Below are 12,482 nucleotides of genomic sequence, written 5' to 3'. Positions count from 1 at the left end.
AACATCAATGTCGGATGTGCCTGCCTCATCGCTGGTAAGCCAGCTCCCACAGGGTTCGCGTCGATGTCAGGACGGTTGTCTCTCCTGAACATGTATCTGCACCCAAACGGTTGTGATCACCATGAATACTTCAACTGCCAAAGCCCACCTCGACCTGGCGCAACCCCAGCGCAAAGTCCGCGTACGCAATCCCGGCTGGTTTCTGGTCAGCCCTTCGGTGGCCCTGTTGCTGCTGTGGATGATCGTGCCGTTGGGCATGACCCTCTACTTCTCGATGATTCGTTACAACCTGCTCGATCCGGGGGTGAACGAGTTCGTCGGGCTGGAGAACTTCAGCTATTTCCTCACCGACTCCGGGTTCCTGCCCGGCGCCACCAACACCCTGTTGCTGGTGGGCAGCGTGCTGCTGATCAGCGTGGTGTTCGGCGTGTTGATCAGCGCGCTGCTCGAAGCCAGCGAGTTTCTCGGCCGCGGCATCGTGCGAGTCATGCTGATCTCGCCGTTCTTCATCATGCCCACGGTCGGCGCGCTGATCTGGAAGAACCTGATTTTCCATCCGGTCTCGGGGATTCTCGCTTACGTCTGGCGGCTGTTCGGCGCCGAGCCGGTGGACTGGCTGGCGCACTACCCGCTGCTGTCAATCATCATCATTGTCTCGTGGCAATGGCTGCCCTTCGCGATCCTGATCCTGATGACCGCCATGCAGTCTCTCGACCAGGAACAGAAGGAAGCCGCGCGTCTGGATGGCGCCGGTCCCGTCGCGATCTTCTGGCACCTGACCCTGCCGCACCTGGCGCGGCCGATTGCCGTGGTGGTGATGATCGAAACGATCTTCCTGCTGTCGGTGTTCGCCGAGATTTTCACCACCACCAACGGCGGCCCCGGCTACGCCTCGACCAACCTCGCCTACCTGATCTACAACCAGGCGCTGGTGCAGTTCGACGTCGGCATGGCCTCGGCCGGCGGCTTGATTGCCGTAGTCATCGCCAACATCGCCGCGATCATTCTGGTGCGGATGATCGGCAAAAACCTGACTGACAAAGCCTGAGGCCTGCCATGACCCTTCAACAATCCCGCCGGCTGCAAAGCCTGCTGCTCGGCACCCTGGCCTGGGCCATCGCGATCGTGATTTTCTTCCCGATCTTCTGGATGGTGATGACCAGTTTCAAGACCGAAATCGACGCGTTCGCCACGCCGCCGCAATTCATCTTCACGCCGACGCTGGAGAACTACCTGCACATCAACGAGCGCAGCGACTACTTCAGTTTTGCCTGGAACTCGGTGGTGATCTCGTTCAGTGCCACGGCGCTGTGCCTGCTGATCGCGGTGCCGGCTGCCTACTCGATGGCGTTCTACGAAACCCAGCGCACCAAAGGCACGCTGCTGTGGATGCTCTCGACCAAGATGCTGCCGCCGGTGGGCGTGCTGATGCCGATTTACCTGCTGGCCAAGAGTTTTGGCCTGCTTGATACGCGCATCGCGCTGATCGTGATCTACACGCTGATCAACCTGCCGATCGTGGTCTGGATGGTTTACACCTACTTCAAGGACATCCCCAAAGACATCCTCGAAGCCGCCCGCCTCGACGGCGCCACCCTCGCCCAGGAGATGCTCCGCGTGCTGCTGCCGATCGCCAAGGGCGGCCTCGCGTCCACCGTGCTGCTGTCGCTGATCCTGTGCTGGAACGAGGCCTTCTGGTCGCTGAACCTGACCTCGTCGAAAGCCGCGCCACTGACCGCGTTGATCGCCTCGTACTCCAGCCCCGAAGGCTTGTTCTGGGCCAAGTTGTCAGCGGTCTCGACCCTGGCCTGTGCGCCGATCCTGATCTTCGGCTGGATCAGCCAGAAACAACTGGTGCGGGGCCTGTCGTTCGGTGCCGTGAAATGAAGATTTAAAAGCAAAAGATCGCAGCCTGCGGCAGCTCCTACAGGGGCACTGTGTAGGAGCTGCCGCAGGCTGCGATCTTTTGATCTTAAAAAAAACAACAATGCGGAGGCCCATCACCATGGCCAACCTGAAAATCAAGAATCTGCAAAAAGGCTTCGAAGGTTTCTCCATCATCAAGGGTATCGACCTTGAGGTGAACGACAAGGAATTCGTGGTCTTCGTCGGCCCGTCCGGCTGCGGCAAATCCACCCTGCTGCGGCTGATCGCCGGACTGGAAGAAGTCAGCGGCGGCACCATCGAACTCGATGGCCGCGACATCACCGAAGTCAGCCCGGCCAAGCGCGATCTGGCGATGGTGTTCCAGACCTACGCGCTGTACCCGCACATGACCGTGAAAAAGAACATGTCGTTCGCCCTCGATCTGGCCGGTGTGCCAAAAGCCGAAGTCGAGAAAAAAGTCGGCGAAGCGGCGCGCATTCTCGAACTCGGGCCGATGCTCGAGCGCAAGCCGAAACAGCTGTCCGGCGGGCAACGGCAACGGGTCGCCATCGGCCGCGCCATCGTACGCAATCCGAAGATCTTTCTGTTCGACGAGCCGCTGTCCAACCTCGACGCCGCCCTGCGCGTGCAAATGCGTCTGGAGCTGCTGCGTCTGCACAAGGACCTGCAAGCCACGATGATCTACGTGACCCACGACCAGGTCGAAGCGATGACCATGGCTGACAAGGTGGTGGTGCTCAATGGCGGCAAGATCGAGCAGGTCGGCTCGCCGCTGGACCTCTATCACAACCCGGCCAACCTGTTCGTCGCCGGGTTCCTCGGCACGCCGAAAATGGGCTTCCTCAAGGGCAAGATCGCCCGCATCGACGGCCAGAGCTGCGAAGTCTCGCTGGACGCCGGTACACGCATCACCCTGCCGTTCAACGCCGCCAATCTGAGCGTCGGCAGCGCCGTGACCCTGGGCATTCGCCCGGAGCATCTGGAGCTGGCGCAACCGGGCGACTGCACCCTGCAAGTCACCGCCGACGTCAGCGAGCGCCTGGGCAGCGACACCTTCTGCCACGTCACCACCAACGCCGGCGAAGCCCTGACCATGCGTGTGCGCGGTGACTTGGCGAGCCGCTACGGCGAGCAACTGAACCTGCACCTGGACGCCAGCCATTGCCACCTGTTCGACGCCAATGGCGTGGCGCTGACCCGCCCGCTGCGCGCCGCGGCTTGAACCTCGAGACTTGTCCGATGAAACTCAATAAGCAAAATCTGCAGCACCTCGCCCCCGAGGTGCAACTGCCGGCCTACAGCCTCAGCGACACCCGCCAGGGCATCGCGCACATTGGCGTCGGCGGCTTCCATCGCGCGCATCAGGCGTATTACACCGATGCACTGATGAATACCGGTCAGGCGCTGGACTGGGCAATCTGCGGCGTCGGCCTGCGCACAGAAGACCGCCGTGCCCGCGACGATCTCAAAGAGCAGGATTACCTGTTCACCCTGTTCGAACTCGGCGACAGCGACGACACCGAAGTGCGGGTGATCGGTGCGATTCGCGACATGCTTCTGGCCGAAGACGGCGCGCAGGCGCTGATCGACAAACTCGCCGATCCGCAGATCCGCATCGTCTCGCTGACCATCACCGAGGGCGGTTATTGCATCGACGACAGCAACGGCGAGTTCATGGCGCACCTGCCACAGATCCAGCACGATCTGGCAAACCCGGACGCGCCGACCACGGTGTTCGGCTTCCTCTGCGCAGCGCTGCTAAAGCGCCGTAACGCGGGCACACCGGCGTTCACCCTCATGTCCTGCGATAACCTGCCGCATAACGGCGCGGTGACCCGCAAGGCACTGCTGGCCTTCGCCACGCTGCGCGACCAGGGGTTGCGCGACTGGATCGAGCAGAACGTGAGTTTCCCCAACGCCATGGTCGATCGCATCACACCGATGACCAGCACCGCGCACCGCCTGCAACTGGCCGACAAACACGGCGTCGACGATGCCTGGCCAGTGGTCTGCGAGCCGTTCGTGCAATGGGTGCTGGAAGACAAATTCGTCAACGGTCGCCCGGCCTGGGAACAGATTGGCGTGCAGTTCACCGATGACGTTTCGCCCTACGAAGAGATGAAGATCAAGCTGCTCAACGGCAGCCACCTGGCCCTGACTTACCTGGGTTTTTTGAAGGGCTATCGCTTCGTCCACGAGACCATGAACGACCCGCTGTTCGTACGTTACATGCGCGCCTACATGGACCTTGACGTCACCCCGCAACTGGCGCCGGTGCCGGGCATCGACCTGACCGACTACAAGGACACGCTGGTGGCGCGCTTTTCCAATCAGGCGATTGCCGATCAACTGGAACGGGTGTGTTCGGACGGTTCATCGAAGTTTCCCAAGTTCACCATTCCGACGATCAATCGCTTGATTGCCGATGGCCAGGAAACCAGGCGCGCAGCGTTGGTGGTGGCTGCCTGGGCGTTGTATCTGAAGGGCGTGGATGAAAATGGCGACACTTATACGATTCCGGATCCACGGGCGGAATTCTGTCAGGGGCTGGTGGCGGATGATGCGTTGATCACTCAGCGCTTGTTGGCGGTCGAGGAGATTTTCGGCACGGCGATTCCACGTTCGGCGGCATTTGTGGCGGCGTTTGAGTGGTGCTGCAACAGCTTGCGTGAGGTGGGTGTGACGCGCACGTTGGAGCGGGTACTGGCTGAGTGATGCGGTGAAACCACCGACGCCATCGCTGGCAAGCCAGCGATTGGCTTCACCTTGACTCACCTGACACCCTGAGGACATCACTGTGACCACCCGACAACTCTTCCTCGGCATCGACTGCGGCACCCAGGGCACCAAGGCGATCATCCTCGATGCGGCCAGCGGTCAGGTGCTCGGCGAAGGCGCCGCCACGCACACGATGATCAGCGGCGCCAATGGCCGCCGCGAGCAGGACACCCGACAGTGGCTCGACGCCTTCGCCCTCGCCTCCCGCCGCGCCCTGCTCGCAGCCAATGTCGACGGGCAGGCGATCCTCGGCATCGGTGTCTCCGGCCAGCAACACGGCCTGGTGCTGCTCGACGATCAGGGCCAGGTGCTGCGCCCGGCCAAGCTGTGGTGCGACACCGAAACCACGGATGAAAACGAGCGTCTGCTCCAACACCTCGGCGGTGAAAAAGGCGCGCTGGAGCGCCTCGGTGTGGTCATCGCGCCGGGCTACACCGTATCGAAACTGCTGTGGACCAAGGAACAGTACCCGGAGGTGTTCTCGCGTATTGCGCGGATCCTGCTGCCCCACGATTACCTGAATTTCTGGCTCACCGGTCGCGCCTGCAGCGAGTACGGCGACGCCTCCGGCACCGGCTATTTCAACGTGCGCAGCCGCCAGTGGGACTTGCAGTTGCTGCGTGATATTGACCCCACCGGTCGCCTGCAAGCCGCGTTGCCGGAGCTGATCGACGCCCATCAGCCGGTCGGCACCCTGCTGCCGGCGATTGCCGAACAGCTCGGTCTTAACCCGAACGCAGTAGTCGCCAGCGGCGGTGGCGACAACATGATGGGCGCCATCGGCACCGGCAACATTCAACCCGGGGCGATCACCATGAGCCTCGGCTCCTCCGGCACGGTGTACGCCTACGCCGAGGCGCCGCAGGTCAGCGCGGATGCTTCGGTCGCGACGTTCTGCTCGTCCAGCGGCGGCTGGCTGCCGCTGATCTGCACCATGAACCTGACCAACGCCACCGGTGCGATCCGCGAGCTGTTCAACCTCGACCTGGAGCAGTTCAATCAACTCGTGGCCCAGGCGCCGATCGGTGCCGAAGGCGTGAGCATGCTGCCGTTCCTCAACGGCGAACGCGTCCCCGCCCTGCCCCATGCCACCGGCAGCCTGCACGGCTTGACCTTGAACAACCTGACCCAGGCCAATCTGTGTCGCGCCGTGGTCGAGGGCACCACCTTCGGTTTGCGTTATGGACTGGATCTGTTAAGCCACAATGGTTTACAAAGCCGCAGCATTTGCCTGATCGGCGGCGGTTCGAAAAGTGCGGTGTGGCGGCAGATCGTCGCCGACATCATGAACACCCCGGTGATCTGTACCGAACACAGCGAAGCCGCAGCCCTCGGCGCGGCGATTCAGGCGGCGTGGTGCAAGTCATGGTCGAACGGCCACGAGGACTCTTTGGCCGATCTTTGCCAGCGCTGCGTAAAGCTCGATCTGCACAGTGAAACCCTGCCGGTTGCCGCCCATGTCGCGGCGTTCCAGCAGGCCTATGAACGCTATCAACAGCATGTCGCAACCCTATAAAGAGCAAACAATCATGTATTTGGTGTGTGGCGAAGCCCTGTTCGATTTTTTCAGCGAAGACGATGCCAGCGGTCTGGCCTCGAAGGTGAATTTCAAGGCGATTGCCGGCGGCTCGCCGTTCAACGTCGCGGTCGGCTTGCGCCGTTTGGGTGTGGATTCGGCGTTGTTTGCCGGGCTGTCCACCGACTATCTCGGTCGACGTTTGCAGCAAGTGCTGCGGGATGAAGGCGTGCGGGCGGACTACTTGGTCGACTTCGCCGCGCCAACCACGCTGGCGATGGTCGCGGTCGGCGCCAATGGCTCGCCGCATTACAGTTTTCGCGGCGAGGGCTGTGCTGATCGCCAATTAAGTCTCGCCCATCTGCCGCAACTCGGAGATGACGTCCGTGGTCTGCACATCGGCTCGTTCTCGCTGGTGGTGCAACCGATTGCCGATACGCTGCTGACGCTGGTGCAGCGCGAAAGCGGCAAGCGGTTGATCACCCTCGACCCCAACGTGCGCCTCAACCCGGAACCGAACATCGACCTCTGGCGCGAGCGCGTGGCGACCCTGGTGCAACTGGCCGACATGATCAAGGTCAGCGACGAAGACCTGAGCCTGCTGTATCCCGAACAGGACCCGCAGCGCGTGATCGAAGGCTGGCTGCAGCATCGCTGCCAGTTGGTGTTCCTGACCCGTGGCGGCGAAGGCGCAACGGTGTTCAGCCGCGCCCATGGCTCGTGGTCAGTACCAGCATGCTCGGTGCAGATCGCCGATACCGTCGGCGCCGGCGATACCTTTCAGGCGGCGCTGATCACCTGGCTGACCGAACAAGGTCTGGACTCGGTTGAGGGCGTGCAACAGCTCAGCCGCGAGCAGATCGACGCGATGCTCAGGTTTGCCGTACAGGCGGCCGCCCTGACGTGCAGCAAGACCGGTCCGGATTTGCCCTATCGTCACCAGTTGAGCTGAGCGCGTAGACTGTCGGCTTTTTTGCGCGCACGGGGATGACGATTTGATGTCGGGGCGGACGGCGGGACTTTTGATACTGGCGGGATTACTCAGCGGCTGCGGCACCTCGCCGCCGCGTTCGCCGGAAGACATTTGCGAGATCTTCCGTCAAAAAAGCGACTGGTACGATGCGGCGCAAGTCACGCAAAAGCGCTGGGGCGTACCGATCCAGGTGCCCTTCGCGATCATGTATCAGGAGTCCGGCTACCGCTACGACGCCAAGACGCCGCGCAAATACCTGTTGTGGGTGATTCCGTGGGGCCGGGTGTCGACGGCCGCCGGCTATGCCCAGGCCAAGGATGAAGTCTGGGCCGATTACCAGAAGAGTACCGGGCGCAATTGGGCTGACCGCGAAGACTTTGACGACGCCATCGACTTCGTCGGCTGGTACATGGACAAGACCACCTCGATCAACGGCGTGTACAAGTACGACGCCTATAACCAGTACCTGAACTACCACGAAGGCTGGGGCGGTTTCCGCAACAAGACCTACGCCAGCAAGGCCTGGCTGATGCCGACTGCACGCAAGGTGCAGGCGCGTTCCGACGTGTATGCGCGGCAGTATGCCGGGTGCAAAGAGGATTTGAATCGCGGCTTCTGGAGCCGGTTCTGGCATTGGTTGTAGGCCGCCGCAGTCCCCCTGTAGGAGCTGCCGAAGGCTGCGATCTTTTGATCTTGATTGTAAAAAACAAAATCAAAAGATCGCAGCCTGCGGCAGCTCCTACAGGGAGCGAGGTTTACAGGACCGAAAAGTTGTAACTCACAATCAACCGGGTCTCATCCACATCCCGCGCAAATTTCTCATAATTGGTGCGGTAAGTCGCATTGCGCAGGCGCAGGCTGACATCCTTGAACGTGCCCGTCTGGATCACGTACTTCAACTCGCTGTCGCGCTCCCACTCTTTGCCTTCCTGATCGCTGCCCGGGACTTTGATGTGGTCACCGTTCACATAACGGGTCAGGAAACTCAGGCCGTTGATGCCGATGGCCTTGAAGTCATAGTCGTAACGCAACTGCCAGGAGCGCTCCTGCGCCGCCGCGAAGTCGTTGACCTGCACGTAGTTGACCAGATACGGATTGCTGCCATCGAGGTACGGCATCGAGTTGTCGCCGTTCATGCGCTGCCAACCGGCGCTGAAGGTGTGGCCGCTGATGCCGTACGAGAGCATGCCGCTCAACGCGCGGTTGTCGATGGAGCCGGCCTTGGCATCACCGCTGTCGGCGCTTTTCAGCAAACGCACATCGGCCTTCAGCACACCGTCACCCAGCGGCTGGTTAGCCAACATCCCCACAAAGTGCTGGCGATAGATGTCTTCCAGTTCCGCGTAGTGATACTGCGCGGTCAGGCGATCATTGATCTTGTAGTCGATGCCGTACATGTCGAAATGGTCGGCGGTGGTGTTACAGGCGTAGCGCTTGTTCTTGCAGTGCACGCGGATGTCTTGCGAATCAGTGGAATCCCGTGCGGTGTACTTGTCCAGACGCGCGGCCATGAAGGTCAGATCCTTCACTTCTTTAGAGGTCAGCATCGCACCGTTGAACATGGTCGGCAGCAGGCGGCCGTCGTTGTACTTGAGCAGTGGCAGATCCGGCAGCAGCGCGCCGTACTTCAACACCGTGTCCGAGACCTTGACCTTGGCGGTCAGGCCCATCTTCGCGTACTGGCCCTTCGAGCCGCGCGGGTTCTCGCCGCTGGACGGCAGCAAGCCGCTGTTGCTGCGATCAGGGCTGGAGTCGAGCTGAAAGCCGAGCATGCCCAGCGCATCGATACCGAAGCCGACCGTGCCCTCGGTGTAACCCGATTGCAGATTGAGAATAAAGCCTTGCGCCGACTCTTCACGCTTGGAAGCGCCCTGGTCACTGGAGGTGTGCCCATCACGGAAATCGCGGTTGAAGTACACCGTGCGCGATTCGATTTTCGCCGTGGTGTCTTCAAGAAAACCGCTGGCCTGAACCTGCGCGGCAAAACCGGCGCACAGCACAGCGGCTCCGAAGCCAAACGACTGGCGCGGGGTGATGAGAGGGAATGGGGGACGCATGAAAAACTCCAACAGTACAGCGTTTGCGCCAGGGCGCAGTCAGCCAGAAAAATAGCTCCCGTCCCGGGTCAGAAACAGCCGGGAAGAAGTGGACACGCAGGGGTGAGCGACAATGATGGCAGATGGCTTTGACGGCCTGAAGGCGACTTTAGTCTGAAACTGACTGGCGATTCTCAAGCGCTGGACCGCTCTGAACCACGCATTGCCGGCTCCTTCAGAACGGCGCAACCCGCGTTTTCATTGGCTCGAAACACCGATCTAAGGGTTTTCCCTATACGTCGCAGCTCCCGCGCCTACGGCATTTGCGCCTTGAACGAGGCGGTCTAATCCTCCATCATCCGTCACCTGCTTATTCAATGGACGGAATTCAAGGCATGCTGGACGCCAACGCTACCCACATTACCCTTACCCTCGAAGGCGCCTCCGCCGACCTGCAAGTGCTCAGTTTCACCGGTCGCGAAGCCCTCAACGAGCCTTTCCGTTTCGACCTCGAACTGGTCAGCGCCCGCCCCGACCTCAAACTCGAAGAGCTGCTGCACAAGCCCGGCGTCCTGACCTTCGGCGCCACCGGCGAAGGCAAGATCCACGGCCTGGTGTATCGCATCGAACAAGGCGATTCCGGCAAAACCCTGACCCGTTACAGCATCAGCCTGGTGCCGCAACTGGCCTATCTACGGCACAACCATGACCAGCAGATTTTCCAGAACCTCACGGTGCCGAAAATCATCGCCCAGGTCCTCGAAGATCGCGGCATCCTCGCCGACGCCTACAGCTTCCAGCTCAACGCCGAGTACCCGCAGCGCGATTACTGCGTGCAGTACGACGAGTCCGACCTGCACTTCATCCAGCGCCTGTGCGAGGAGGAAGGCATTCACTTCCACTTCCAGCACAGCAGCAGCGGGCACAAACTGGTGTTCGGCGACGATCAAACGGTGTTCCGCAAACTCAAGGCCGTGAGCTACCAGCAAGACTCCGGCATGAGCGCCGACAAACCGGTGATCAAACGCTTCAACCTGCGCCTGGAAACCCGCACCACCCGCGTCAGCCGCCGCGACTACGACTTCGAAAAACCGAAGATCCTGCCCGAAGGCGCGGTCAAATCCGAGTTTGCCCCGGACCTTGAGGACTATGACTACCCCGGCCGCTTCACCACCCGCGAGCGCGGCAAATTCCTCTCGACCCGCGCCCTCGAACGTCATCGCAGCGACTACAAACTCGCCGAAGGCAAAGGTGACGAACCGACCCTGACCAGCGGCCATTTCCTGACCCTGGCCGAACACCCGCGCGCTGAATGGAACGACTTGTGGCTGCTGCTGGAAGTCTTCCACGAAGGCAAACAACCGCAGGTGCTCGGTGAAAACGTCACCAGCGACGTCACCGACAACAAAAGCGATTTCCACCAGGGCTACCGCAACAGCTTCCTCGCCACCCCGTGGGACGCGCACTACCGCCCTGCCCTCGAACACCCGAAACCCAAAGTCCTCGGCAGCCAGACCGCGGTCGTCACCGGCCCGGCCGGTGAAGAAATCCACTGCGACCCGTACGGCCGCATCAAGGTCCAGTTCCACTGGGACCGCGACGGCCAGTCCGACGACAAAACCACCTGCTGGCTACGCGTCGCCAGCGGCTGGGCCGGCGCGGCCTACGGCGGCATCGCCATCCCGCGCATCGGCATGGAAGTCCTCGTCACCTTCCTCGAAGGCGACCCCGACCAGCCACTCGTCACCGGCTGCCTGTACCACAAGGAAAACGTCGTCCCCTACGACCTGCCGGCGAACAAAACCCGCAGCACCTTCAAAACCCTCAGCTCCCCGGGCGGCAAAGGCTACAACGAGTTTCGGATTGAAGACAAAAAGGGTGTCGAGCAAATCTACATCCATGCCCAGCGCGATTGGGACGAGAACATCGAGCACGACCAGAAGATTCGTGTGGGGAATGAGCGGCATGACACGGTTGAGGCCAACACCTACAGCGAATTCAAAGTCGAAGAGCACCGCATCACCCATTTGAATCGCGTCAGTGAAATGCGCGCAGATGATCACCTGACCGTCGCAGTCACCCAGCACCTCAAGGTAGGCACAGCACAATTCGTCGAAGCCGGCAGCGAAATTCATTACTACGCCGGCCAGAAAGTCGTCGTCGAAGGCGCAATGGAACTGACCGCCAAAGCGGGCGGCAGCTTCGTCAAGGTCGACGCCGGTGGCGTGACCATCAGCGGCGCCGAGGTGAAGGTCAATACCGGCGGTGCGCCGGGCGTGGGTACGCCGGCCGCGCCGTTGCTGCCGGGGCCGATGAAAGTGGCGGATGCGGATAAGGCGGGCAAAGCACCACTACCCGCTCGTCTCAATGAATCAGGCATCACACCGTTGTGCGGCAAACAGAGTAACGGCGCTTGCAGCCGTAAGGATTGCACATGCATGTAAAAGCGCTGAGCGCTCTGCTGGCAGAGCCTCGTTACAACTTCTCGGACCTGCCCGCTGCAAGCGAATCGCTGTGCTTCATCATCGATCAGGGCCTCCAGCCGCAAGCCTTGAGTCGGCTCTATCGAGTCGGTGAGCCCGTTGTTTCCCAAGGGCTGTTCCTCGGTACTGACTTCGCCGAAATTCCTGAGGGTCCCTTGTGGTTGATCGCCCCCAGAGGCAGCAAACTGGCTGCAGAAGCGACAAAACTTTGTGAGGAACACTTTTCGGGAATTGCGATCTCAACACCTGACCCGGAAAAAGCCCTGGCTCACGCACGCTGGCTCCTCAGAGTCAACGACGGTTCTGGCGGGCAGAGTTTGTTGAGCTTCCACAAACCGAGCCTGTGGGCAGCATTGGCCTACACCGCCGATAAAAACTTTGATCAGTTACTGGGTTGCTGGAGCGCCGTTTACTCCCCGGCGCCAAAGAACTTCGGCGAGCAGCGTGGTCCATGGTTAGCCTGGATAGCCAACAAAGAATCGACATGGCCAGGTGACAAAGCACCATTCAACCTTCCGGAGGCAGCCGCGCAAGTTCAAGCTCGCCTCGGCTGGGTGTATTGGGTAGATGAGGAATACACAGCTTTTGAAGAGCCGAGTGATGATCGTCTGAACGATATCGCCGACAACCTCGACCTCCTGCTCAAGAGCAACATCTATGAAGGTGATCACCTGCTCAAGCTTGGTCATGCCGTGAACGGCCCGCTATTTGAAGCGCAGCCCGAGATCATGGCGATCCTGCAATCAAAGGACGAGTCGTTTATCAAAGTAGATCGGCTCCTGGAATCAGCCGCCGTCGCCCAACGTTAA

10 protein-coding genes are annotated in these 12,482 nt (G+C 60.9%); 9 read left to right on the top strand and 1 reads right to left on the bottom strand.

Annotation, left to right across the window (positions count from 1 at the left end):
* The first annotated feature begins 121 nt into the window (after positions 1-121).
* From AB1J88_RS06250 to AB1J88_RS06220, 7 genes are all read left to right on the top strand, one after another.
* Complete coding sequence (locus AB1J88_RS06250) at positions 122-1,048, top strand: carbohydrate ABC transporter permease (RefSeq protein ID WP_430290520.1); 927 nt, start codon at positions 122-124, stop codon at positions 1,046-1,048.
* Between the two features lie 8 nt (positions 1,049-1,056).
* Positions 1,057-1,887, top strand: coding sequence for a carbohydrate ABC transporter permease (locus AB1J88_RS06245; RefSeq protein ID WP_047294621.1), 831 nt, complete (start codon positions 1,057-1,059; stop codon positions 1,885-1,887).
* Between the two features lie 118 nt (positions 1,888-2,005).
* Positions 2,006-3,109 carry an ABC transporter ATP-binding protein gene (locus AB1J88_RS06240; RefSeq protein ID WP_145598206.1) on the top strand — a complete coding sequence of 368 codons (1,104 nt, stop codon included), beginning with the start codon at positions 2,006-2,008 and terminating at the stop codon, positions 3,107-3,109.
* A 17-nt stretch (positions 3,110-3,126) separates the two neighbouring features.
* Positions 3,127-4,602, top strand: coding sequence for a mannitol dehydrogenase family protein (locus tag AB1J88_RS06235; RefSeq protein WP_430290519.1), 1,476 nt, complete (start codon positions 3,127-3,129; stop codon positions 4,600-4,602).
* An 82-nt stretch (positions 4,603-4,684) separates the two neighbouring features.
* Entirely contained in the window at positions 4,685-6,181 is a 1,497-nt protein-coding gene (xylB, locus tag AB1J88_RS06230) for a xylulokinase (protein WP_430290518.1), read from the top strand.
* A gap of 13 nt (positions 6,182-6,194) precedes the next feature.
* The gene (locus AB1J88_RS06225) at positions 6,195-7,133 is read left to right on the top strand and encodes a carbohydrate kinase family protein (RefSeq protein WP_262947888.1); all 939 of its coding nucleotides are present in this window, start codon (positions 6,195-6,197) and stop codon (positions 7,131-7,133) included.
* A gap of 46 nt (positions 7,134-7,179) precedes the next feature.
* Positions 7,180-7,797: a hypothetical protein gene (locus AB1J88_RS06220; RefSeq protein WP_430290517.1), complete on the top strand. Its 618-nt coding sequence runs from the start codon at positions 7,180-7,182 to the stop codon at positions 7,795-7,797.
* Positions 7,798-7,909: 112 nt separating this feature from the next.
* Here AB1J88_RS06220 and AB1J88_RS06215 read toward each other — a convergent pair whose 3' ends face one another.
* Positions 7,910-9,211 carry an OprD family porin gene (locus AB1J88_RS06215; protein WP_145598210.1) on the bottom strand — a complete coding sequence of 434 codons (1,302 nt, stop codon included), beginning with the start codon at positions 9,209-9,211 and terminating at the stop codon, positions 7,910-7,912.
* A gap of 374 nt (positions 9,212-9,585) precedes the next feature.
* On the opposite strand from AB1J88_RS06215, the gene AB1J88_RS06210 reads away from it, so the two are divergent.
* Both AB1J88_RS06210 and AB1J88_RS06205 read left to right on the top strand, forming a co-directional pair.
* Positions 9,586-11,634 (top strand): type VI secretion system tip protein VgrG, encoded by a 2,049-nt coding sequence (locus tag AB1J88_RS06210; protein ID WP_430290515.1) that lies wholly within the window; start codon positions 9,586-9,588, stop codon positions 11,632-11,634.
* Positions 11,625-12,482 (top strand): DUF4123 domain-containing protein, encoded by an 858-nt coding sequence (locus tag AB1J88_RS06205; RefSeq protein ID WP_430290514.1) that lies wholly within the window; start codon positions 11,625-11,627, stop codon positions 12,480-12,482. The genes AB1J88_RS06210 and AB1J88_RS06205 overlap by 10 nt, the downstream gene beginning before the upstream one ends.

The organism is Pseudomonas sp. S8 (assembly GCF_050473925.1).
In the GTDB taxonomy this organism is placed as follows: domain Bacteria; phylum Pseudomonadota; class Gammaproteobacteria; order Pseudomonadales; family Pseudomonadaceae; genus Aquipseudomonas; species Aquipseudomonas parakoreensis.
This window is presented reverse-complemented; position numbering and strand designations above follow the sequence as displayed.

Bases quoted from the DNA above. Each gene is read 5' to 3' on its own strand.
- AB1J88_RS06250 (WP_430290520.1), top strand. From the start codon at position 122: ATGAATACTTCAACTGCCAAAGCCCACCTCGACCTGGCGCAACCCCAG.
- AB1J88_RS06245 (WP_047294621.1), top strand. From the start codon at position 1,057: ATGACCCTTCAACAATCCCGCCGGCTGCAAAGCCTGCTGCTCGGCACC.
- AB1J88_RS06240 (WP_145598206.1), top strand. From the start codon at position 2,006: ATGGCCAACCTGAAAATCAAGAATCTGCAAAAAGGCTTCGAAGGTTTC.
- AB1J88_RS06235 (WP_430290519.1), top strand. From the start codon at position 3,127: ATGAAACTCAATAAGCAAAATCTGCAGCACCTCGCCCCCGAGGTGCAA.
- AB1J88_RS06225 (WP_262947888.1), top strand. From the start codon at position 6,195: ATGTATTTGGTGTGTGGCGAAGCCCTGTTCGATTTTTTCAGCGAAGAC.
- AB1J88_RS06220 (WP_430290517.1), top strand. From the start codon at position 7,180: ATGTCGGGGCGGACGGCGGGACTTTTGATACTGGCGGGATTACTCAGC.
- AB1J88_RS06215 (WP_145598210.1), bottom strand. From the start codon at position 9,211: ATGCGTCCCCCATTCCCTCTCATCACCCCGCGCCAGTCGTTTGGCTTC.
- AB1J88_RS06210 (WP_430290515.1), top strand. From the start codon at position 9,586: ATGCTGGACGCCAACGCTACCCACATTACCCTTACCCTCGAAGGCGCC.
- AB1J88_RS06205 (WP_430290514.1), top strand. From the start codon at position 11,625: ATGCATGTAAAAGCGCTGAGCGCTCTGCTGGCAGAGCCTCGTTACAAC.